We start from the raw sequence: 22976 nt of genomic DNA, 5'->3' as shown, positions 1-22976 counted from the left end.
CGCAGGCGGGTTGCCGCAGGTGAAGTGAGGTGTCCTGTTTACGTGCCCGGCCGGGACCGGGCGGCCCGGCCGCGCCTCCCGAACTCCCTTGCCAGCGGCGGTGCGCACGGGCCGCAACCGCTTCCGGGCGGGGGTTCTGGCACCGAGTGCCGGACCGCACGTTTGGCGCGATACCGATGCTCGAGAATGGCCTGCGGGTGAATATGACACCGGGCTCCCGGATGTCATATTCACCCGCGCGCAAGGCCGTTCTCAGGTCGCCGCGCCGACGATCAGGCCGTCCTCGGCCCGGTCCACGCGGACCGTGTCGCCGTCCTGGATGTCGCCGGCCAGGATCTCCTTCGCCAGCCGGTCGCCGATCGCCGTCTGGATGAGGCGGCGCAGCGGCCGGGCACCGTAGGCCGGATCGTTGCCCTCCTCCGCCAGCCAGGCCAGGGCCTCCGGCGTGACGTCCAGGGTGAGCCTGCGGTCGGCCAGGCGCTTGGCGAGCCGGTCGATCTGGAGGCCCGCGATGTGCGCCAGCTCGTCGCCGGACAGGGCGGAGAACACCACCAGGTCGTCCAGCCGGTTCAGGAACTCCGGCTTGAAGGAGGCCCGTACGACCTCCAGGACCTGCCGCTTCTTCTCCTCCGGCTTGGCCAGCGGGTCCGTGAGGAACTGGCTGCCGAGGTTGGACGTCAGGATCAGGATGGTGTTCCGGAAGTCCACCGTCCGGCCCTGCCCGTCGGTGAGCCGGCCGTCGTCCAGGACCTGGAGCAGGATGTCGAAGACCTCGGGGTGGGCCTTCTCGACCTCGTCCAGCAGGACGACGGTGTACGGGCGGCGGCGGACCGCCTCCGTGAGCTGGCCGCCCTCCTCGTAGCCGACGTAACCGGGCGGGGCGCCGACCAGGCGGGCGACGCTGTGCTTCTCGCTGTACTCGCTCATGTCGATGCGGACCATGGCCCGCTCGTCGTCGAAGAGGAAGTCCGCCAGCGCCTTCGCCAGCTCGGTCTTGCCGACACCGGTCGGTCCGAGGAAGAGGAACGAGCCGGTGGGGCGGTCGGGGTCGGCGATGCCGGCCCGGGTGCGGCGCACCGCGTCCGAGACGGCCTGCACGGCCTCGGTCTGCCCGATCAGGCGCTTGCCCAGCTCCGACTCCATGCGGAGCAGCTTTTGCGTCTCGCCCTCCAGCAGGCGGCCGGCCGGGATGCCGGTCCAGGCGCCCACCACATCGGCGATGTCGTCCGGTCCGACCTCCTCCTTGACCAGGGTCTCCTTGGGCTCGCGGGCGGCCTCCTGCTCGGCCTCGTCGGCCTCGGCCAGCTCGCGTTCCAAGCCGGGGATCTCCCCGTAGAGCAGCTTGGAGGCGGTGTCGAAGTCGCCGTCGCGCTGGGCGCGCTCGGCCTGGCCGCGCAGCTCGTCCAGGCGCTCCTTCAGCTCACCGACGCGGTTGAGGCCCTGCTTCTCCTTCTCCCAGCGGGCGTTGAGGCCGCGCAGCTCCTCCTCCTTGTCGGCGAGGTCGCGGCGCAGCTTCTCCAGACGCTGCTTGGAGGCGGGGTCGGTCTCGTTGCGGAGGGCCAGCTCCTCCATGTGCAGCCGGTCCACGGAGCGCTGGAGTTCGTCGATCTCGACGGGCGAGGAGTCGATCTCCATCCGCAGCCGGGAGGCCGCCTCGTCCACCAGGTCGATCGCCTTGTCCGGCAGGAACCGGGAGGTGATGTACCGGTCGGACAGGGTGGCGGCGGCGACCAGGGAGGCATCCGCGATCTGCACCTTGTGGTGGGCCTCGTAGCGGCCCTTGAGCCCGCGCAGGATCGCGATGGTGTCCTCGACGGACGGCTCCGCCACGAGCACCTGCTGGAAGCGGCGCTCCAGGGCGGGGTCCTTCTCGATCCGCTCGCGGTACTCGTCCAGTGTGGTGGCGCCGACCATCCGCAGCTCGCCGCGGGCCAGCATCGGCTTGAGCATGTTGCCCGCGTCCATCGCGGAGTCGCCGCCGGCGCCCGCGCCGACGACGGTGTGCAGTTCGTCGATGAACGTGATGATCCGGCCGTCGCTCTCCTTGATCTCGGAGAGGACGGTCTTCAGGCGCTCCTCGAACTCGCCGCGGTACTTCGCGCCCGCGACCATCGCGCCCAGGTCCAGCGAGACGAGCCGCTTGTCCTTGAGGGACTCGGGCACGTCGCCCTTGACGATGCGCTGGGCGAGCCCCTCGACGACGGCGGTCTTGCCGACGCCGGGCTCACCGATGAGCACCGGGTTGTTCTTGGTGCGCCGCGAGAGGACCTGGACGACGCGGCGGATCTCCTGGTCCCGGCCGATGACCGGGTCGAGCTTGCCCTCGCGGGCCGCGGCGGTGAAGTCCGTACCGAACTTCTCCAGCGCCTTGTACTGGCCCTCCGGGTCCGGAGTGGTCACCCGGCGCCCTCCCCTGCTCTTCTCGAACGCGTCCAGCAGCTTCTTCGCACTGGCCCCCTGCCCGTCGAGGATCTCACCGGCCCGGCCGCCCTTCGCGGCGATCCCGATCAGCAGGTGCTCGGTGGAGACGTAGTCGTCGCCCAGGTCCTTGGCACGCTGCGCGGCGTCCGCGATGACGGCCAGCAGCTCGCGGTTGGGCTGGGGCGGGGCGACGGTGGACCCGGTCACGCTGGGCTGCGCGGCGAGGAGCCGTTCCGTCTCGGTGCGTACGGCGATCTGGTCGGCCTCGACGGCGGCCAGCAGATCGACCAGGTTCTCGTTCTCCTCACCCGCGAGCAGCGCGAGCAGCAGATGCCCCGGGGTGAGGTCCGGGTGTCCGTCCTTCACGGCACGGCTGGTGGCCGCGTTGATGGCGTCCCGGCTCCTGTTGGTCAGCTCGGCGTCCACGTGCGCTGTCTCCTCCTTGCGATGGCGGGTCCGTACTCGACTGGTCCGTACTCAACTACTGACACGAACAACGTGCATAAAGTTGAGTCTATTCCACTCAAGGCTGTTTCGGACCCCCGCGACGGGTCGGAGTTGAGTCTCCTCAGCTCAAGGCGGAACCGCGTTCCGCCCCTCCTCCGAGTGAAGCGTCCGGCCGGGGCACCCGCCACCGCAGCCGGACGAGCCCCGCCTACGCTGGGCCCATGGCAGTCGACGTACACCAGCCCGGCCCCGAGTACCTCGCCTTCTGGCGGGAGAACCACGTCTGCACGCTCACCACGACCCGCCCCGACGGCACCCCGCACGTGGTGCCGGTCTGCGTGACGTACGACCCCGAGGCCGGCCTCGCCCGCGTGATCACCAACAAGCACAGCCGCAAGGTCGCCAACATCCTGGCCGCAGGACCGGACGGCGCCCGCGTCGCGGCGTGCCAGGTGAACCGGCGCCGCTGGGCGACGCTGGAGGGCGTGGCCCGGATCAGCACCGACCCGGAGCGGGTCGCGGAGGCCGTACGCCGTCACACCGAGCGGTACGACCGGGTGCCCTCGCCCAATCCGGACCGGGTCGTCATCGAGATCACCCTGGACCGGGCGCTCGGCCGCGCCTGAGCGGGCGGGCCGCGGGCGGCGTCCCCGTCCCGGCACAGCACAACGGCGCCACCGTGTTCAGGTCACGGTGGCGCCGTTGTGTGGGGGAAGTGTCTGAGCGACGTGGAACGACGGGGGATCGCTCAGGCACTGCGGGGGGTGGCGGAAATGGCTTCTGGTTCGAACAGCTGGTGGTCACGCTGTGCGAGATTCACAAAGATCATGTCGTAGCGGATGGCGCAGCGCACCGGCTGCGGCGCACCCCGCGGCTTGCGGAGGCAACGGTAGGCACGGACCTCTCCGTCGTCCTCGCGGGCGACGACGACCGGGTCGCCGAACAGGGTGACCATCAACGAGTCACCACGGTGGGGCAGAGCCGTGACGAGGTCGATGAAATGCCACCCTGACCGGTAGGCGGTCGCCATCTCACGCCGGAAGGTCCGGTCGTCCGGCGGGGTGGTCATGTCAGGCACCCGCGAGGGTCGGCACCGAGTTCCAGCTGATCTCACCCGGTGTGGCCAACACGGGGGAGAGCCAGCTGATCTCGCCGGTCGGCTTGACAGCCTGCGTGCTCCAGCTGATCTCGCCGAGGCTGGAGGCAGTCTCCGCACCCGTACTGATCCCGCCGACGCTACCCAGCACGCCGTAGCCCAGGCCAGCGACGAACGAGGCGGCAAGCGCCGAGCGAAGCATTCGCTTATACATAGTCAGCTTCGTCCTCACTTGTGGAATTCTTCTCCCCCGCTCCTAAGACGATGTCTCACCTGGGCACACGAACACCACTGAGTCGATGCATCATGTTCCTGTATGTTCAGGAACCTGGGGGGTGCCGATATGGTCACAAGTGACTCAGAAGAGACACATCGCCATGGGATCACCGAACTCTGCGACGACGGGCAGCGTCTTTACGCCAGCGCATTGCGCTCCGGTCGCATCTCTCGAGCGGAGGCAAGCTCCGCCCCCTGTCTGATGGACTTCGCCCTTCTGCACCCGGACCCCGACGACGCCGATTGGCTGCGCCCGCTCCCTCCGGCCGCAGCGCTGGCCCAGCGTCTTCACCCCATCGAACGCGAGATCCAGGAACGCCGTCGCCGCTCCCTCGAACTGGCCGATTCGTTCGAGCCATTCATGGACATCAGCGCGCAGGTCCCTCCCACCACACACGCCATCACGGTGCTGGAGGGGAAGCACCGGATCAATGCCGCGCTCGATCTGGCCACCGCGGAGTGCCGCACGGAGGTTCTCACCGTCCAGCCGGGGGGCGATCGCGGAGAGGACCGGCTCCGGGAAGGACTGGAGCGAGCCCTCCTGGTGGTCCACCGGGGTGTCGGCATGCGCACGCTCTACCAGCACACCGTCCGGCACAGCCAGGGAACGCTCGCCTACGCGGAACGGCTGGCCGACGGGAAGGTGGAGATACGTACCCTTGAAGAGCTCATAGCCCGACTGATCGTCTTCGACCGGACGGTCGCGTTCATCCCCGCGAGCAGTGACGACCAAGTAGCCCTGGAACTGCGCCATCCGGGGCTCGTCGTGTACTTGATCAAGGTCTTCGAGCAACTCTGGAGCCGCGCGTCCCCCCTCTTGGGCGAACTGCCGTACGCTCCAGCCCCCAAGGGCATCAGCGGCGTTCAGCGCTCCATCGCGCAACTTCTCGTAGAGGGGCACGTGGACGAGGCCATAGCCCGCCGCCTGGGCATGAACGTCCGCACCTGCCGGTCCCACGTGGCCAAGCTGTCCGCCGCGCTCGGCAGCACCAGCCGCGCCCAACTCGGCTATCTGATCGCCCGGTCAGGAATCCTGGATCAGGACTCCTGACCGGGCCGGCCCCAAAGATCCCCACCCCCCGGGCCGGACGGGCGCGCCACGCAAGGGGGAGAAGCATGGCATCACCCTTGATCAGCCGGGGGAGTTCCCGGCTCCCCCGGCAGGTCCACCCTGTCGCGGGAACTAGGCTTCCACCACCGTCATCTTGCTGCATTGCCAAAAGTGGGGGGTCACGAATGGGCAATGACGAGGGCAAATCACACCACCCGCACGGCGCTCTCGAACTGTGCGACGCCGGCGTCAGGACGTACACCGAGGCGCTGAGGGCGGGCCGCATACCCCGCGCTGCTCTCGAACCCGCGCCCTGCCTCTCCGAGTTGGCGCTCGTACACCCCGACCCCCAGGACGACGGCTGGCTCCGTCCCGTGCCGCCCTCCGCGGCTCTCACCCATCTGCTCCAGCCCGTCACCCGCGAGATCCACGACCGCATCAGGCTCTCCGCCGCCCTCGCCGACTCGCTGGCTCCACTGGCCTCCGTCGCCAGCACCGATCCCAACCTGGCCATCACGGTCCTGGAGGGCCTCCCACTGATCGACGCCGCCATCCAGAACGCCACCGAAGGAGCACGGGAAGAGGTCCTGACCCTCCAGCCCGTCGGCAGCCACCCCGTGGAGCAGCTCAGGAAGGCGCTGGATCGTGCCCTGGACATGACGGAGCGCGGCGTGACACTGCGGCACATCTATCAGCATCCCGCCCGCCACAGCCCGGCCATCAAGGCGTACCTGGCCGATGTGCCGCCCGGCCACATCGAGGTGCGCACCATCGAGCAGACGGCCGAACGCCTCTTCGTCTTCGACCACACCGTGGCCTTCGTCCCGGCCGATGGCCGGCGCGACGTCGCCCTGGAGATCCGCCATCCCGCGATCGTGCGCTACCTGAGCCAGGCGTACGAGGTGCTGTGGGCGCAGGCCAAGCCGCTCACCGCCCCGACCCCGACCCCCGCCGCCGTCACCGCTGTCCAGGCGAGCATCGCCCGCCTGCTCGTCGAGGGCGACAGCGACCAGATCGTGGCCCGCAAGCTCGGCATCAGCGTCCGTACCTGCCGCGCCCACATCGCCAAGCTCATGCACACCCTCGACGCCACCAGCCGCACCCACCTCGGCGCCCTGCTCGTCCAGTCCGGCATCGTGGAATGGGAGCGGTGATGTCTGCCCCGTCCGGACACGGCCACGGCGACCACGAACTGTGCGACAAGGCCGTCAGCCTCTACACCCAGGCGCTTCACCAGGGCGGCATCGCCCGGACCGCCGCCGTGCCGGCGCCCTGCCTCACCGACAGCGCACTGCTCTCGCCCGACCCCCACGACAGCCTCTGGCTGCGTCCCCTGCCGCCCTCGGCGGCCCTGGCCCAGCTGCTGCACCCGCTCGCCCGCCAGATCCTGGAACAGGTGCGCGCGATCGACTCCCTGGCCAGGGTCCTCGTCCCTCTCGCCTCCGCAGACCACGAACCTCCCCCTCCCGCCATCCGCACGCTGGAGGGACGATCGACGATTCAGGCATCCATCAACGCCTCCGCGCGCGAGGTGGGGGAAGAGATCCTGACCATCCAGCCCGGCAGCACGCGCCCGCGCGAGCACCTCGAGGTGGCCTTGGCCGGAACGCTGCCCACGGCGGAACGGGGCGTGCGCGTACGCCACATCTACCAGCACTCCGCGCGCTACAGCCCCGACCTCAAGTCCTACTTCAACCAGCTGCCGGACGACCTCCTGCAGGTCCGTACGGCCGAGCAGGCAGTCGACCGGCTCATCATCTTCGACCGGCGCGTCGCCTACCTGCCGGCCACCCCCGACCGCAGCGCCGCCCTGGAGGTCCGGCACCAAGGAGTCGTCCGCTATCTGGCGCAGCTGTACGACGTCCTCTGGGACCGTGCCACACCGTTCAGCGAACCGCTGCCCACCACCGCCCCCGGCACCCCCGTGACCGCCGTCCAGCGCACCATCGCCCGGCTTCTCACCGACGGCTGCACCGACCAGGAGACCGCCGAGAAGCTCGGCATCAGCGTCCGCACCTGCCGCGCCCACATCGCCAAGCTCATGCACACCCTCGACGCCACCAGCCGCACCCACCTCGGCGCCCTGCTCATCCGGTCCGGCATCGTGTAGCCGCCGTCCTGCGCGCACGGCGAAGCGGCCCGGCACGCCCGGGGGTTCCGGGGTGACGGGCCGCGTGGACGCGGGGTCAGTCCTTGGGGCGCTTCGGGCGCCAGACCACCAGGGCGCTCGCCTGCTGGACGTCCTGGTACGGGACCAGGTCGCGCCGGTACGAGGCGTGGACCTGGGCCTCGCGCTGCTGCATCGCCGCCGCGGCTCCGTCCACGGCCGCCGAGAGTTCGGCGACGCGCTGCTGGAGCGCCGCGACCTGGTTCTCCAGCTCGATGATGCGCTTGATGCCGGCGAGGTTGATCCCCTCGTCCTGCGACAGCTGCTGCACCGTGCGCAGCAGCTCGATGTCGCGGGCCGAGTAGCGCCGGCCGCGCCCGGCCGTCCGGTCCGGGGAGACCAGGCCGAGGCGGTCGTACTGGCGCAGTGTCTGCGGATGCAGGCCCGAAAGCTGGGCCGCGATCGAGATCACGTACACCGGGGACTCGTCGGTCAGTTCGTACGGGTTACGCCGTCGGCCGTCCACCTCAAGCTCCCTTCGCCGCCTGGAACAGCTCCGCCCGCGGGTCCTGGCCCGCGGTCGCCTTCCGGTACGCCTCCAGCGCGTCCGCGGCCTCGGTGCCCAGGTCGGTGGGCACGGCCACCTCGACGGTGACCAGGAGGTCGCCCCGCGTGCCGTCCTTGCGGACCGCGCCCTTGCCGCGGGCACGCATCGTACGCCCATTCGGCGTACCGGCCGGCAGCTTCAGGGTCACGGCGGGCCCGCCGAGCGTCGGCACCTTCACCTCGCCGCCGAGGGCCGCCTCCGGGAAGGTGACGGGCACGGTGACCGTGAGGTTGTCGCCCTTGCGGCCGAAGACCGGGTGGGCGTCGACGTGGACCACGACGTACAGGTCGCCGGCCGGTCCGCCGCGCTCGCCCGGCGCGCCCTTGCCGCGCAGCCGGATGCGCTGCCCGTCCGAGACGCCCGCCGGAATGCGCACCTGCATGGTCCGCGAGGACCGGGCCCGGCCGCTGCCCTTGCAGACGTCGCAGGGGTCCTGGGCGATCAGCCCGCGGCCCTTGCAGTCGACGCACGGGTCGGTGAGCGAGAAGCCGCCGCCGCTGCCGCGCGAGACCTGCCCGGTGCCGACGCAGGTCGGGCAGACCCTGGGGGTGCCGTTCTTGTCGCCGGTGCCGGAGCACGCCTTGCAGGGCGCCTGGCTGGACATGCGGAGCGGGACCGTGGCCCCGTCGACCGCCTCGGTGAAGCTGAGGGTCACCTCGGACTCGATGTCCTGGCCGCGCCTCGGTTGCACCCGCGTACCGGCGCCGCCGCCGCGGTTGAAGAGGCCGCCGAACACATCGCCCAGGCCGCCGCCGAAACCGCCGGCGCCGCTCTGGCCGCCGCCGCCCGGAGCGCCTCCGAAGAGGTCCCCCAGGTCGAAGTTGAAGTTGCCCTGGGCGCCGCCCGGCCCGGCCCGGAAGCCGCCGTTGCCGAAGAGGGCACGCGCCTCGTCGTACTCCTTGCGCTTCTTCGTGTCGCCGAGGACGTCATTCGCCTCGGAGATCTCCTTGAAGCGCTCCTCCGCCTTGTCGTCGCCCTTGTTGGCGTCCGGGTGGTACTCGCGGGCGAGCTTCCGGTACGCCTTCTTGATCTCGGCGTCGGTGGCGTCCTTGGGGACGCCGAGAACCTTGTAGTAGTCCTTCTCGACGAAGTCCTTCGTACTCATCGACGTCCCTCCTTCCGGACGACCGGCCGGGAGCCCCCCGTCCGGACGGCGCCGGGGCGCGAGCCCCTGGCACCGGCCGGACGGGAGGCCCTGGTGGCCGGGCGGTGTGCTGCCAGGTGATCGGACGGAATGTCAGACCTCCTCGCCGCCACCGCTCTCCTCGTCGTCTGCCTTCTCTTCCTTCGCGGCCGCGGGGGCCGCCCCCGGCTGGGGCTCGGCGACCGCGACCCGTGCGGGCCGGATGGTGCGCTCACCGATCCGGTAGCCGGGCTGCAGGATCGCCACGCAGGTCGTCTCGGTGACGTCCGGCGCATAGCTGTGCATCAGGGCCTCGTGGATCGTCGGGTCGAAGGGCTCGCCCTCCTTGCCGAACTGCTGGAGGCCCAGCTTCGCGACGACCGTCTCCAGCGATTCGGCCACCGACTTGAACCCGCCCACCAGCTCGCCGTGCTCGCGGGCCCGGCCGATGTCGTCGAGCACGGGCAGCAGCTCGGACAGGAGGTTCGCGGAGGCGACCTCCTTGACCGCGACCCGGTCCCGCTCCACACGGCGGCGGTAGTTCTGGTACTCGGCCTGCAGCCGCTGGAGGTCGCCGGTGCGCTCGTTGAGCGCGGTGCGCGCCTGGTCCAGCTGGGCGGTCAGGGCCGTCTTCTCGTTCGCGTCCCCGGCCGGGGCCGCCGCCTCCTCCTCGGAGGGGGCGGCGTCCTTCGACTCGGCCTCGTCAGAGGTGGCGCCGGAGGGGACGTCGGGCTCCTCCTCGAAGCCCGGAGTCTCCTCGGTCACGCCGCACCGCCCTTGGAGTCCTTCTCGTCGTCGACGATCTCGGCGTCCACGACGTCGTCCTGGGCGTCGCCCTGGGCCTGGCCGGCACCCGGCTGGCCGTCGGCCTGCGGGCCGCCCTCGCCCGGCGCGTTGGCGTACATCGCCTGGCCCAGCTTCTGGGAGACGGCCGCGACCTTCTCGGTGGCCGTGCGGATCTCGGCGGAGTCCTCGCCCTTGAGCTTCTCCTTCAGCTCGGTGACGGCGGTCTCCACCTCCGTCTTCACGTCGGCCGGGACCTTGTCCTCGTTGTCCTTGAGGAACTTCTCCGTCTGGTAGACGAGCTGCTCGCCCTGGTTGCGCGACTCGGCGGCCTCGCGGCGGGCGTGGTCCTCCTCCGCGTACTTCTCGGCCTCCTCACGCATCCGGTTGACCTCGTCCTTCGGCAGCGAGGAGCCGCCGGTGACGGTCATCTTCTGCTCCTTGCCGGTGCCGAGGTCCTTGGCCGTGACGTGCATGATGCCGTTGGCGTCGATGTCGAAGGAGACCTCGATCTGCGGGACCCCGCGCGGGGCCGGCGGCAGACCGGTCAGCTCGAACATCCCGAGCTTCTTGTTGTACGCCGCGATCTCGCGCTCGCCCTGGTAGACCTGGATCTGCACGGACGGCTGGTTGTCCTCGGCCGTCGTGAAGATCTCGGAGCGCTTGGTCGGGATCGTGGTGTTGCGCTCGATCAGCTTGGTCATGATGCCGCCCTTGGTCTCGATACCGAGGGACAGCGGGGTGACGTCGAGGAGCAGGACGTCCTTGACCTCGCCCTTGAGGACACCGGCCTGGAGCGAGGCGCCGATGGCGACGACCTCGTCCGGGTTCACGCTCTTGTTGGCCTCCTGGCCGCCGGTCAGCTCCTTGACGAGCTCGGCGACGGCCGGCATGCGGGTGGAGCCACCGACGAGAACGACGTGGTCGATCTCGGAGAGCTGGATGCCCGCGTCCTTGACGACGTTGTGGAACGGGGTCTTGCAGCGGTCCAGGAGGTCCGCGGTGAGCTGCTGGAACTGCGAGCGCGTGAGCTTCTCGTCCAGGTGCAGCGGGCCCTCGGCCGACGCCGTGATGTACGGCAGGTTGATCGTGGTCTCCGTCGAGGAGGACAGCTCGATCTTCGCCTTCTCCGCGGCCTCGCGGAGACGCTGGAGAGCCATCTTGTCCTTGGACAGGTCCACGCCGTGGCCGTTGGCGAACTGCTTCACCAGGTAGTCGACGACGCGCTGGTCCCAGTCGTCACCACCGAGCTGGTTGTCACCGTTGGTGGCCTTCACCTCGACGACGCCGTCGCCGATCTCCAGGAGCGACACGTCGAAGGTGCCGCCACCGAGGTCGAAGACGAGGATCGTCTGGTCGTCCTTGTCGAGCCCGTACGCCAGCGCGGCGGCGGTCGGCTCGTTGACGATGCGCAGGACGTTCAGGCCCGCGATCTCGCCGGCCTCCTTGGTGGCCTGGCGCTCGGAGTCGTTGAAGTACGCCGGGACGGTGATCACCGCGTCGGTGACCTTCTCGCCCAGGTAGGACTCGGCGTCCCGCTTCAGCTTCTGCAGGATGAAGGCGCTCATCTGCTGCGGGTTGAAGCTCTTGCCGTCGAGGTCGATCTTCCAGTCCGTGCCCATGTGGCGCTTGACGGAGCGGATGGTCCTGTCGACGTTGGTCACAGCCTGGCGCTTGGCGACCTCGCCGACCAGCACCTCGCCGTTCTTCGCGAAGGCGACGACGGACGGCGTGGTCCTGGCGCCCTCTGCGTTGGTGATGACGGTGGGCTCGCCGCCTTCCAGAACGCTGACGACGGAGTTAGTCGTGCCCAGGTCGATGCCGACCGCACGTGCCATTTCGATTCCTCCAACATGACTACTTGAGTGGATCTGACTCAAGGATGCACGACTCCCCTCCGGGAGTCAACAGACCTGAGCCACCTCGACTCAACTTAAGTGCATTCACCCCGCGCCATCGACGACACCTGGCGCCCCATGCGCCGCGCACCCCTCTCCCATCATGGCCACATGGGATCGTTCTGTCACAAAATGCCGTGAGCAGCGCAAACCAGGCAGGTGCGAACGATGCGTACACAGGGACGGCCCCGTACCCAGGGACGCTGGAAGCGCCCCCTCGACCTGACTCTCGGCGCGGCCCTGCTGCTCCTCGCCGCCCCCGCGCTGGCCGCCGCCGCCCTGGCCCTCGCCGTACGGGGCCGCCGCCCCACGACGCGCTCCCCGCGCACCGGGCTGCACGGCACCCCCTTCGTCCTGCGCTCACTGAACACCCGGCGGCTCGGGCTGGACGCGGTTTCGCGGCTGCACCACGTGGTACGGGGTGAGCTGAGCCTCGTGGGGCCGGAGCCGCTCGCCCCCGGCGACGTACGCAACGCGGCCGGCGGCGCGTTCCCCTGGCGGACGGCGATGAAACCCGGCCTCACCGGCCTCGCCCAGGTGCGGCGCCGCTCGGCGATGCCGTGGGACGAGGCGGAACTGCTCGACCAGCACTACGCCGAGCACCAGAGCCTCCGCCTCGACCTGGCGGTGCTCGCCGAGGCCGTCCGCGTACCCCTGCGCGAGGCCGTCCGCGTACCCCTGCACCAGGCGGCACGCGCCGTGCGGCGGGGCGGCAAGGCACGCCTGAGCGACGCAGATCACCGCCTGCCCGGCTACAGGACGGCGGAAGAAGTGGGTAGTGTCGGCCCGGACTGATTAAGTTACTGCTTAGTAGTAGCGATACTCGTAGTCCACGTGGTTACTGGAAGACGTTGTACTCGCTAGTAGACACTGGATCGATCCCACCCTCGCAGGCCCGAGGAGCCCCCAATGCAACTCGCCGCGATCATCGTGTCGCTGGTGCTGACCGTGGTCGGCGTTGCGCTCATCGCCCGAGCAGTCGCGCAGATCTACCGGTTCGTCACGCTCGGACAGCCGGTTCCGGCCGGCAGCCGTACCGACAACCCGAAGCAGCGCACGATCACCCTGGTCAGGGAATTCCTCGGCCACACCCGGATGAACCGGTGGGGGATCGTCGGCTTCGCGCACTGGTTCGTCGCCATCGGCTTCCTGACCCTGCCGCCGACGCTGCTCCAGGCGTACGGGCAGCTCTTCCAGGCCGACTGGGTGCTGCCGATCATCGGCGGCTGGCTGCCGTTCGAGCTGTACATCGAGTTCATCGGCCTGATGACGACGGTCGGCATCCTGGTGCTGATCGCCATCCGGCTGCTGAACCTGCCCTCCCGCGCCGGCCGCAAGTCGCGCTTCACGGGCTCGGTCGCGTGGCAGGCGTACTTCGTCGAGTACGTCATCCTCGTCATCGGCCTCGCGATCCTGACCCTGCGCGGGCTGGAAGGCGCGATCCACCACGTCGACGGCTACGAGGCCGCGTACTTCGTGTCGTACCCGCTGGTCCTCGCCTTCAAGGGGCTGGCCCTCGGCACGCTGCAGAACCTCATCTACTTCGTCGCGATGATCAAGATCGGCACCTCGCTGATCTGGATGATCACCGTCTCGCTCAACACCAACATGGGTGTCGCCTGGCACCGCTTCCTCGGCTTCCCGAACATCTGGTTCAAGCGGAACGCCGACGGCGCCGTCGCGCTGGGCGCGCTGCAGCCGATGACCACGGGCGGCAAGGAGATCGACTGGGAGGACCCCGCCGACGACGCCGTCTTCGGTGTCTCCCAGGTCGAGCAGTTCTCCTGGAAGGGCATCCTCGACTTCTCCACCTGCACCGAGTGCGGCCGCTGCCAGTCGCAGTGCCCCGCCTGGAACACCGGCAAGCCGCTCTCGCCGAAGCTCCTGATCATGTCCCTGCGCGACCACGCGCACGCCAAGGCCCCGTACCTGCTGGCCGGTGGCGGCAAGGACATGGAGGGCGAGGAGAAGGCGACCGCCGAGCAGCTGAAGGACGTGCCCGCCTCCGCCCTCGCCGAGGCCGAGCGCCCGCTGATCGGCACGGTCGAGGAGAACGGCGTCATCGACCCGGACGTCCTGTGGTCCTGCACCACCTGCGGTGCGTGCGTGGAGCAGTGCCCGGTCGACATCGAGCACATCGACCACATCGTCGACATGCGCCGCTACCAGGTGATGATCGAGTCGGCGTTCCCGTCCGAGGCGGGGACCATGCTCAAGAACCTGGAGAAGAAGGGCAACCCCTGGGGGCTCGCCAAGAAGCAGCGCGTCGAGTGGACCAAGGAGGTGGACTTCGAGGTTCCGATCGTCGGCAAGGACGTCGAGGACCTCACCGAGGTCGACTACCTCTACTGGGTCGGCTGCGCCGGTGCCCTGGAGGACCGCGCCAAGAAGACCACCAAGGCCTTCGCGGAGCTGCTGCACATCGCGGGCGTCAAGTTCGCGATCATGGGCGGCGACGAGAAGTGCACCGGTGACTCGGCCCGCCGGCTCGGCAACGAGCCGCTGTTCCAGCAGCTCGGCGCGGAGAACGTCGCGATGCTGAACATGGCCTTCGGCGAGGACGATGAGGACGACTCGACGAAGAAGGCCAAGGCCGCGAAGAAGATCGTCGCGACCTGCCCGCACTGCTTCAACACCATCGCCAACGAGTACCCGCAGCTCGGCGGCGAGTACGAGGTCATCCACCACACGCAGCTGCTCCAGCACCTCGTGGACGAGGGCAGGCTGATCCCGGTGACCCCGGTCGAGGGTCTGATCACGTACCACGACCCCTGCTACCTGGGCCGGCACAACAAGATCTACACGCCCCCGCGCGAGATCATCGCCAAGGTTCCGGGTCTGCGGAACGAGGAGATGCACCGCCACAAGGAGCGCGGCTTCTGCTGCGGCGCCGGCGGGGCCCGGATGTGGATGGAGGAGCGGATCGGCAAGCGCATCAACAACGAGCGCGTCGACGAAGCCCTCGCCATCGACCCGGACATCGTCTCCACGGCCTGCCCGTTCTGCCTCGTCATGCTGACCGACTCGGTCAACGGCAAGAAGAACGAGGGCAAGGCGAAGGAGTCCGTCCAGGTGGTGGACGTGTCCCAGCTGCTGCTCGACTCCGTGAAGACCCCGGCCGACCCGGCGGGCGAGGCGGAGTCGGCGGACGAGCCGGAGCCGGAACCGGCGAAGTAGGCGCGCTGAGCGAAACGGGCCGCGCCGCGGCGCGGTGAAGCGGCCGGACCTGCCTCGGGGGCAGGACCGGCCGCTTCCGCCTTTCCCGGCCCGGCACGGGGGCCGGTCGGCCCCGTACGGGGAACACCCGGCCCGGCACGGCCCGGTACGGGGGACAGCCCCATGGGGGTCCCCTAGGGGATGTCACATCTACGCGTCAAAGGCCGGTACTTCCCCGGCCCCGCGCCCCCGTCCCCGGCGGACCGGGTACGTTCGACAACGTGGCTGGATTCAGGATCGGACGCGGCCGGGACAACCGCACCCCGCAGCAAGGGCAACAGCAACCGCGGCAGCAGCCGTACGGCAACCAGGCGGCACCGCAGCCGCCGTACGGCCATCAGGCGCCGCCGTACGGACAGCAGCCGTGGCCGCCCACGGGCGGACCGCAGCCCGGCGGACCGGGCTACCGGGGAGGGCCCGGACCCGGCGGTCCCGGACACGGGGGCCCCGGACACGGGGGCGGGCACTACGGGAACTCCGGGCACCAGGGCGGTTACGCCGGCGGCCCGGACGAGCCGGAGTACTTCGGCGAACCGGCCCCCTACCCGTACCCGCAGGGGCCGAACCCCGGCGACCCGTACGCGAACAACCCCGGCCACACGCAGGCGTTCCGCATCGACGAGGAGCCGTACAGCGACGGCAACGCCTACCGGGCCGGCCACGCGCCCGCCGCGCCGATGGGGCCGCGCCTGCACTGGAAGCAGCTGCTCACCGGCATCGTGACGCGTCCGGGACCGACGTTCTGGCAGATGCGCGACTACGCGGTCTGGGGCCCGGCCCTGACCGTGACGTTCCTCTACGGCCTGCTGGCCCTCTTCGGCTTCGACCAGGCCCGCGAGGACGCGATCCACGCCCCGGTCTCCAGCGCCGTCCCCTTCGTCATCATCACGGGCGTCTGCTTCGTGCTCGGCGGCCTGGTGCTGGGCGCGGTCACGCACACGCTGGCCCGCCAGCTCGGCGGCGACGGCTCCTGGCAGCCGACGGTGGGCCTGTCCATGCTGATCATGTCCATCACAGACGTCCCGCGCCTGGTCTTCGCGATGTTCCTGGGCGGCGAGAACTCGCTGGTCGTCATACTCGGCTGGGTCACCTGGCTGGCCGCGGCGGCGCTGCTGACCTCGATGGTGAGCAAGTCGCACGACCTGCCGTGGCCGAAGGCGCTGGGCGCGTCGGCGATCCAGCTGCTGGCCCTGGTGTCGATCCTGAAGCTCGGCACGATCTGACGCCACCGGCGCACGCCGCGTACGCGAAAGGGCCCCGGCGCACTGCCGGGGCCCTTTTTCGCGCCATGAGGCCGGTGCGTGCCGCTGTTACGCGTCGAGAACCTGTCCACTGCGCCGCACGACGGGCTTCTCCACGCTCCACGGGAAGTTGATCCAGCGATCGGTCTTCTTCCACACGTACTCGCACTTCACGAGCGAGTGCGACTTCTCGTAGATGACCGCGGAACGCACCTCGGCGACATGGTCGATGCAGAAGTCGCGCACCAGCTTGAGCGTCTTGCCGGTGTCGGCGACGTCGTCGGCGATCAGGACCTTCTTGTCCGAGAAGTCGATGACGTTGGGCACGGGCGCCAGCATGACCGGCATTTCCAGCGTGGTGCCCACACCCGTGTAGAACTCGACGTTCACCAGGTGGATGTTCTTGCAGTCCAGCGCGTACGCCAGACCACCCGCGACGAACACCCCGCCGCGCGCGATGCTCAGCACCACGTCCGGCTCGTACCCGTCGTCGGCCACGGTCTGCGCCAGCTCGCGTACGGCGTGGCCGAAGCCGTCGTACGTCAGGTTCTCCCGCACATCGTCAGTCATCGAGCCCTCACACCTGCGTCCGGTGGAAATTCAGGAAGGAGCGCGAAGCGGTGGGACCGCGCTGCCCCTGATAACGCGACCCGTACCGCTCGGAGCCGTAAGGGAACTCCGAGGGCGAACTCAGCCGGAACATGCACAGCTGGCCGATCTTCATTCCCGGCCACAACTTTATCGGCAGTGTCGCCAGATTCGAGAGCTCCAGGGTCACGTGCCCGGAGAAACCGGGGTCGATGAACCCGGCGGTGGAATGCGTGACCAGCCCGAGCCGACCGAGGGAACTCTTGCCCTCCAGCCGGGACGCGAGATCGTTGGGCAATGAAATGACCTCGTACGTGGACGCCAGCACGAACTCACCGGGGTGCAGGATGAACGCGTCGTCCCCCTCCGGCTCGACGGTACGGGTGAGGTCCACCTGTTCGACGGCCGGGTCGATGTGCGGGTACCGGTGGTTCTCGAACACCCGGAAGTAGCGGTCGAGCCGCACATCGATGCTCGAGGGCTGCACCATCGACGCGTCGAATGGATCAATGCGTACGCGTCCGGCGTCGATCTCGGCGCGGATGTCCTTGTCTGAGAGAAGCACCCACCGAGGATACGCAGAACGCGCGGGCCCACCCCCATCGGGCCGCCCGCGCGCCTGTCACCCGCCTGGCTACCGCCGCTCGAGCACCACGGGCACGGCATGCCGCAACCGCGCACACCGGGGACACCTGATCAGCCGGCCGGGCCCGATGCGCCCTGCCCCGAGCTGCTGCATCGGAAACGTGCTGGTAGCGAAAACGTGCCCTTCGGCACAGCGGACGACGGTGCGCTCCATGGAGTCCATCAAGTCCCTTCCCCATCAAGACGTGGACGAGACCGCCACATTAGGGGATGAACAGGACGCCGCTCCACGCGGCACTCCGCCACCCACGCTACGCCCCCAACTCCCGCCCACGCGACGCGATCGAGATGGGGTACAGTGTCCGAGGATGCTCCCCGAAAAGAGCGTCCGAATTTTTCGCGGGTGTAGTTTAATGGTAGAACATGAGCTTCCCAAGCTCAGAGCGCGAGTTCGATTCTCGTCACCCGCTCTTGAAAGAAAGGCCCCGGTCAACGACCGGGGCCTTTCTCATTCAGCCATCCGAACCCGAAGCCGCGCCAGAGTTTCCCCGACAGGTGTTCGGTGCCGACCCCCATCTCTTTCCCGGAGCGAAAGAACCCGCCCTACGACCTCGCCCAGTATCCGCAGGCAGCCGACGACCCAGAGCGCGTCGGCAACCTCCTAGTCCGGCCTGGGCACTGCAAGCTGCCCCTCCGCCCTCGGGCCGGCAACTCCCGTGGAACGTGCTTTCCACGCTCATCCCGGACCTCTCCCTGCTGACTGACCTGCTGCCGTTCCAGGTGCGGATCAGCTGCGGCACATCGTGGGAGGCGGGTCACGCTCTCGCCGAGATGTTCCGCGCCTGCTTCCTGGCCGAGCCCACCCCGGCGATGCGAGCGCTCAAGGAGCTGAAGGACGCCGGCCACCTCGTCGGGCCGGTCACCGCTCGTGCCGGGCCCGACGAGTGCTTCATGCGCCGGTACGACCAGGCCGTACCGATGTCGAGTGGGTCGACGGCGCCAAGGCCCTCCTCGTCGTCGGTCTGCATGCCGACCGACGCAAGGTGCAGGCTCGTGCCCGCGAGCGGGGCATGCAGGTCGTCTACCTCGACCCGGAGGGCTTCTGGCACGACGGCGAGTTCATGCCGTACCCGCTGGAAGGGCCCCAGGACGGTGACCTGGTGTGCCGGGCCACCGCCGCCGAAGCGCTGCCCGCCCTCGTCAACGTCCTGAAGCAGAAACGAGGTTGAGCCACCTGTACGAGGGGGGCCGCGCCAGGTGGGGGCGCTAGCGTGGCGCACCCGGCCGGCCCGGACTCACCGGGCGGGCGAGTACAGGGAAAGGAGCGTCGACCATGCGCGTATCCGTCATCGGCTGCGGTCACCTGGGCATCCCCCACGCCGCCGCCATGGCCGAGATCGGCCACGAGGTCATCGGCGTGGACCTGGACCAGGCGAAGATCGACCGCCTCAACGCCGGCGAGTGCCCGATCTACGAGGAGGGTCTGCCGGAACTCCTGGCTACGCACACCGCATCCGGGCGGCTGCGGTTCACCACCAGCCTCGCCGAGGCGGGCGAGTTCGCGGACGTCCACTTCCTGGCCGTGGGCACGCCGATCGACGCGGACGGGCGGAGCTACGACACCGGGCAGGTCTTCGGCGCCGCCCGCGCGCTGGCCCCGCACCTGACCCGCCCGACGGTGATCATCGGGAAGTCCACGGTCACCGTCGGCACCTCCCGTGACCTCGGCGCACTCCTCGCGCGCCTCTCTCCGGCCGGTGAGGACGTGGAGGTCGTCTGGAACCCGGAGTTTCTGCGCGAGGGCCACGCCATCGACGACACCCTGCGCCCCGACCGCATCGTGGTCGGCGTCCCCTCGGCCCGCGCCGAGGACGTCGTACGCCAGGTGTACGCGCCGCTCCTGGCCGACGGCATCCCGCTGTTCGTCACCGACCCAGCCACGGCCGAGCTGATCAAAGGCGCGGCGAACGCGTACCTCGGCATGAAGATCTCGTTCATCAACGGCGTCGCCGACATGTGCGCCGCGGCGGGGGCCGACGTCCAGCAGCTGACCGAGGCCATCGGCGTCGACCCGCGCATCGGCCGTGGCGGCCTGAACCCCGGCCCCGGCTACGGCGGCGGCTGCCTACCGAAGGACGTCCGCGCCTTCACCGCTTCCGCCCGCACCTTGGGCGCCACCGAAGCCGCAGCCATGCTGCGCGCGGCGGAAGAGGTCAACGAATCACGCCCCACCGCCGCGCTGAAGATCATCGAGCAGACCCTCGGCCGCCCAGTGAACGGCGTACGCGTCACCGTCTGGGGCGCGTCCTTCAAGGCCGGCACCAACGACGTACGCGAATCCCCCGCCCTGGCGATCGCCGCGCTGATGCACCAGCGCGGCGCGACCGTCACGGTCCACGACCCCCACGCCGTGCCCAGTGCGCTACGCCGCAACCCCGAACTCGACTACGCCGACACCCTCGACGCCTCCGTCCAGGACGCCGAACTGATCGTCCTGGCCACCGAGTGGCCCCACTTCCGCGAGGCCGACCCCAAGGCCCTCGCCCCACTGGTCGCGGCCCCGGTCCTCGTCGACCTCCGCAACCTCATCGACGCCGACGCCTGGCGCATGGCCGGATGGACCGTACGCCAGCTCGGACGCCCCGCACAGGACTAGCCGAACCCATCGATCGGAGGTCCGACGTGGACACCCTGTGGGACAACATCGAGAAGCTCTCCGCCGTCTGCCGAGCGGCTGGCGCGCACCTCCCCGACGAGGAGCTCAAGGCCCTCCAGGTCGGCAAGGTCGCCGAAGAGGCCGGTGAGGCGATGCACGCGCTCCACGCCTGAAGGGCCTCACCACCTGCGACGACGCCCACACCTGGTCCGAGGTCCAGAACGACCTGGTCGGCGCCGTCATCGCCGCCCTCCTGGCGATGCACTACATCGACCCCACAGGCGCCCGCGCCACCTTCGACGAGATCGTCCACCGGCGGACACGACGGGGCCGCGAGGCCGCTGCTGCGGCCTGACAGCCTCCGGATGTGGCCGTCGACCGCTCCGGTTGGGCGGGGGCGGCGGCCACGTCCGGCACACAAGCTGCGCCGGGCACCTGCTCCCAACGTGGTAGCACTTTCCCTACTTCATCAAGAGCCGCGCCGCCTCAGCGGTGCGGCCTGCCTCCTGTCTGCGCCCCGGCTGGCCGCGCGCGCCGGCGCGCTCGGCGGCTGCGGGCATGAAGTGAGAGACACCCTCTATGGCTGGGGCGGTCGACTCCACGGCTTTAGGCAGCCAATTTGGCGCGAGCCTCGAAGATCATGGCCCAAAGTCGGGCACTAACGGGCAGGTTCACAAACCTGCCCGATCCGCGGGCTAGCGTAATGGGCCATGATCACTCGCGCCAAATCAGCTCCAGCCCAAAGCCACTCCGCCGCCCTCTCATAGTCACCTCTACTCCGAGTCAAAGCTTCCAGTAAGAGTCCGCCCATGACTAGTTGCCTGCTCATACTCATCCACCAGTAGAGAGGCGAACTCTACTACGGCATCGACGACCATCCCCCCAATTGGACCGTCGACCTCTCTTCGAACGATCCGGTGCCTTAGGTGCAGCGGGCTTCTACACCGCTCAAGAGCATATTCATCGATAACGGACCACTCGCCGTGCACATTACTGCTCGCTGGCGCGAAGAGTAGCCGATATTCACGTTCAAGACCGACCTCGGCCGCCATCTTCCGCATATCCTTCCCTGCGAAGTTCCCACCGAGGTTGATGTCTTGAAATTCCTCCATGATATCTTGATTGACCAGCGCCTCAAGATATTCTACGTAGGCGATCATGTCTTCGTGGGGATCTTGCTCCGCAGCCAGATACTCTTCAAAGTGGAGCTTTAGGAGCTTCAGGCGCCCCATTCCGTAAGCCTTGAAGCGCCGGAAGATATCAGAGTCAACATCGGCGACTGCGAGATACTTGATGATGATCCTAGCCTCAACAACACTTCGCAGCAGCGAAGCCCCGTGCTCCATTGTCCAAAGCGCTGGGTAACCGATGTAGACATTCAGGTATCTGAGTACCCGTGCCACAATCCCGGTGAGCACCTCATAGCGGTCCGGGTTAAAAATGTCAGGATCGGTCGTGTCAGCGAGCTGCAGGAACCGCTCATGAAGAGCCTTGATGTCAGCCTTCATCTCCCGATACGCGGATTCGACCGCGACCTCATGATCGTCGCTGAGGATCGGCTGTGCCTGGGGAGCTTCATGGCGGCGGCAGGGAAACAGACTCCAATTCGACCGCCAGAAAGTCTGCGGCCACGCGGACGACCCTTCACCCCTCGATTCTTTCTCCTCCCTGGCTCCTTCCATCGCACCGAAACTGGCTCGAATAAAGGTCTCGACCTTGGAGGTCTCTTCAGGGGTGGTCTTCATCGGGTATCGGACGATGACGTCTCGCCACTCGTCACGCAGCTCGGACGGCATGGAGATCCTGCCAGCGTGAACATATTGCCGGAAAACCGAGGCCTTGGCGCGGGTTGCAACCGGGTTTTGTCCACCCATTGCAGCAGCGGTTACCTCTTCTAGACCGCGACGCGCAGACTCAGGGTCGATCCTCATCCCGGCATCAAGCCATGGCTGAATAATCCATCGCCCCGGAGCGGACGGGTACATTCCTAGAGCATGCGCGAAGTCTTCAGGAACGATAGTGTCGTAGATATCTCGACGACGCATTTCGCCCAGGACTCGCGCGCGCGTCGCCTCGGGCACCGCTTCGAAATTGCTCAAGCGACCCGTCAAAAGCCAATGTTCTGGGAACCCTGCACGATCCGGACCGATGATCTCCTCGATCCGATCCATGTACTTGACGAGCTTAACCAGGTCGCGAGGATCCCCATTTGCAAGGTGCCAGCAGGACCACAGAAAGTCCGGGTATTGCTCGCGGTCCCACGAAACAGCCCGCAGCTTGTCTCCCACTGCTGCTAGGAGCGGCGGCACCAATATCTTCCCCTGCCGCTTATGTTCAGTGAGGCGGGAGTGTTGCTGCGGGCGGCGTTGCGGGTTCCGCTTCCTAGACTTTGGCACGCATCAAAGATAGACAATCGCGGCGGCACAGGCCACCGATTTTGAAACAGTGAAGCGCCTGACACTTCACGGATGTCCCATCCTCATACGCGACCGCACCCACCCCCGGTCAGCGCTCACGGCCGGGCGGCCTTACGGCCGAGACGCCGACAATCGAACTTTCGTTCCCTTCTTCGCGTCTGTTGCGTACGCCGGTAAGCCGGCAGGCGGACTCGTTCGGCTCCGGACCGGGAAATCCTGCGCCTGCTGATACGCCCGCGCTGCGGCGATGCCGACGCGCGCCTGGCCGCGGGCTTTCGCGTCGAGACCATGACGGCCCCTCGGGGCTTACGCGGGGCCGTCAACCTCCTTGCCGCACACACGCCCACGTCGGAGCAGGTCATGGCATAGATGCGGAAAGCGTACGCGATCCTCGGGAGCAGCAGGATGTGAGCCATGGTCGCCGAGGTCGCGCTTCGCCAGCCGGAACGCGTCCCTCCTGACCT

General features: G+C 68.6%; 20 protein-coding genes and 1 tRNA gene. 11 read left to right on the top strand and 10 right to left on the bottom strand.

Going from position 1 to position 22976, the window contains the following annotated elements:
- Positions 1–252 precede the first annotated feature (252 nt).
- Entirely contained in the window at positions 253–2847 is a 2595-nt protein-coding gene (gene clpB / locus OG710_RS14690; RefSeq protein ID WP_330239735.1) for an ATP-dependent chaperone ClpB, read from the bottom strand.
- Positions 2848–3089: 242 nt separating this feature from the next.
- On the opposite strand from clpB, the gene OG710_RS14685 reads away from it, so the two are divergent.
- On the top strand, positions 3090–3494 hold the full coding sequence (locus tag OG710_RS14685) for a pyridoxamine 5'-phosphate oxidase family protein (RefSeq protein WP_111329936.1): 405 nt from the start codon (positions 3090–3092) through the stop codon (positions 3492–3494).
- A gap of 122 nt (positions 3495–3616) precedes the next feature.
- Here the strand turns inward: OG710_RS14685 and OG710_RS14680 are convergent, their stop codons facing one another.
- The gene (locus tag OG710_RS14680; protein ID WP_018522262.1) at positions 3617–3937 is read right to left on the bottom strand and encodes a hypothetical protein; all 321 of its coding nucleotides are present in this window, start codon (positions 3935–3937) and stop codon (positions 3617–3619) included.
- A 1-nt stretch (position 3938) separates the two neighbouring features.
- The gene (locus OG710_RS14675; protein WP_330239734.1) at positions 3939–4196 is read right to left on the bottom strand and encodes a hypothetical protein; all 258 of its coding nucleotides are present in this window, start codon (positions 4194–4196) and stop codon (positions 3939–3941) included.
- A gap of 111 nt (positions 4197–4307) precedes the next feature.
- On the opposite strand from OG710_RS14675, the gene OG710_RS14670 reads away from it, so the two are divergent.
- From OG710_RS14670 to OG710_RS14660, 3 genes are all read left to right on the top strand, one after another.
- On the top strand, positions 4308–5291 hold the full coding sequence (locus OG710_RS14670; protein WP_443064328.1) for a helix-turn-helix transcriptional regulator: 984 nt from the start codon (positions 4308–4310) through the stop codon (positions 5289–5291).
- A 185-nt stretch (positions 5292–5476) separates the two neighbouring features.
- The gene (locus tag OG710_RS14665; RefSeq protein WP_330239732.1) at positions 5477–6445 is read left to right on the top strand and encodes a helix-turn-helix transcriptional regulator; all 969 of its coding nucleotides are present in this window, start codon (positions 5477–5479) and stop codon (positions 6443–6445) included.
- Positions 6445–7401, top strand: a complete 957-nt coding sequence (locus tag OG710_RS14660; RefSeq protein WP_330239731.1) for a LuxR C-terminal-related transcriptional regulator — start codon at positions 6445–6447, stop codon at positions 7399–7401. Before OG710_RS14665 ends, OG710_RS14660 begins: the two co-directional genes overlap by 1 nt.
- A 76-nt stretch (positions 7402–7477) precedes the next feature.
- Here the strand turns inward: OG710_RS14660 and OG710_RS14655 are convergent, their stop codons facing one another.
- The 4 genes from OG710_RS14655 to dnaK all read right to left on the bottom strand — a co-directional run bounded on the left by OG710_RS14655 (position 7478) and on the right by dnaK (position 11749).
- Complete coding sequence (locus tag OG710_RS14655; RefSeq protein WP_330239730.1) at positions 7478–7924, bottom strand: heat shock protein transcriptional repressor HspR; 447 nt, start codon at positions 7922–7924, stop codon at positions 7478–7480.
- A 1-nt stretch (position 7925) separates the two neighbouring features.
- Entirely contained in the window at positions 7926–9110 is a 1185-nt protein-coding gene (dnaJ, locus tag OG710_RS14650; RefSeq protein ID WP_330239729.1) for a molecular chaperone DnaJ, read from the bottom strand.
- Positions 9111–9242: 132 nt separating this feature from the next.
- Positions 9243–9893 carry a nucleotide exchange factor GrpE gene (gene grpE, locus OG710_RS14645; protein ID WP_111329930.1) on the bottom strand — a complete coding sequence of 217 codons (651 nt, stop codon included), beginning with the start codon at positions 9891–9893 and terminating at the stop codon, positions 9243–9245.
- Entirely contained in the window at positions 9890–11749 is a 1860-nt protein-coding gene (gene dnaK / locus OG710_RS14640; protein ID WP_111329929.1) for a molecular chaperone DnaK, read from the bottom strand. The genes grpE and dnaK overlap by 4 nt, the downstream gene beginning before the upstream one ends.
- 228 nt (positions 11750–11977) lie before the next feature.
- Here dnaK and OG710_RS14635 point away from each other — a divergent pair, with 228 nt between their 5' ends.
- The 3 genes from OG710_RS14635 to OG710_RS14625 all read left to right on the top strand — a co-directional run bounded on the left by OG710_RS14635 (position 11978) and on the right by OG710_RS14625 (position 16248).
- Positions 11978–12604 carry a sugar transferase gene (locus tag OG710_RS14635; protein WP_330239728.1) on the top strand — a complete coding sequence of 209 codons (627 nt, stop codon included), beginning with the start codon at positions 11978–11980 and terminating at the stop codon, positions 12602–12604.
- A gap of 114 nt (positions 12605–12718) precedes the next feature.
- A complete protein-coding gene (locus tag OG710_RS14630) occupies positions 12719–14986 on the top strand; it encodes a (Fe-S)-binding protein (RefSeq protein ID WP_330239727.1) in 2268 nt (755 codons plus the stop codon).
- A 260-nt stretch (positions 14987–15246) separates the two neighbouring features.
- On the top strand, positions 15247–16248 hold the full coding sequence (locus OG710_RS14625) for a Yip1 family protein (RefSeq protein WP_330239726.1): 1002 nt from the start codon (positions 15247–15249) through the stop codon (positions 16246–16248).
- Positions 16249–16335: 87 nt separating this feature from the next.
- On the opposite strand, the gene OG710_RS14620 is transcribed toward OG710_RS14625, so the two are convergent.
- Together OG710_RS14620 and dcd are read right to left on the bottom strand one after the other, a co-directional pair.
- Positions 16336–16836 (bottom strand): phosphoribosyltransferase, encoded by a 501-nt coding sequence (locus tag OG710_RS14620; protein WP_330239725.1) that lies wholly within the window; start codon positions 16834–16836, stop codon positions 16336–16338.
- 7 nt (positions 16837–16843) lie between these two features.
- Positions 16844–17419: a dCTP deaminase gene (dcd, locus tag OG710_RS14615; RefSeq protein WP_111329925.1), complete on the bottom strand. Its 576-nt coding sequence runs from the start codon at positions 17417–17419 to the stop codon at positions 16844–16846.
- A 419-nt stretch (positions 17420–17838) separates the two neighbouring features.
- Here dcd and OG710_RS14610 point away from each other — a divergent pair.
- The 4 genes from OG710_RS14610 to OG710_RS14595 all read left to right on the top strand — a co-directional run bounded on the left by OG710_RS14610 (position 17839) and on the right by OG710_RS14595 (position 20268).
- Positions 17839–17909 (top strand) — tRNA-Gly (locus OG710_RS14610).
- A 474-nt stretch (positions 17910–18383) separates the two neighbouring features.
- Complete coding sequence (locus OG710_RS31300) at positions 18384–18668, top strand: hypothetical protein (protein WP_443064260.1); 285 nt, start codon at positions 18384–18386, stop codon at positions 18666–18668.
- A gap of 104 nt (positions 18669–18772) precedes the next feature.
- A complete protein-coding gene (locus OG710_RS14600) occupies positions 18773–20095 on the top strand; it encodes a UDP-glucose dehydrogenase family protein (RefSeq protein WP_330239724.1) in 1323 nt (440 codons plus the stop codon).
- Positions 20096–20121: 26 nt separating this feature from the next.
- Positions 20122–20268: a hypothetical protein gene (locus OG710_RS14595; RefSeq protein WP_330239723.1), complete on the top strand. Its 147-nt coding sequence runs from the start codon at positions 20122–20124 to the stop codon at positions 20266–20268.
- A gap of 600 nt (positions 20269–20868) precedes the next feature.
- Here OG710_RS14595 and OG710_RS14590 read toward each other — a convergent pair.
- Positions 20869–22266: a DUF5677 domain-containing protein gene (locus OG710_RS14590; protein ID WP_330239722.1), complete on the bottom strand. Its 1398-nt coding sequence runs from the start codon at positions 22264–22266 to the stop codon at positions 20869–20871.
- Positions 22267–22976: the final 710 nt, after the last annotated feature.

The sequence above is a fragment of the Streptomyces sp. NBC_00525 genome, assembly GCF_036346595.1.
In the GTDB taxonomy this organism is placed as follows: Bacteria; Actinomycetota; Actinomycetes; order Streptomycetales; family Streptomycetaceae; genus Streptomyces.
The sequence above is the reverse complement of the archived record's forward strand: the minus strand, read 5'-3'. Positions and strand labels throughout refer to the sequence as shown.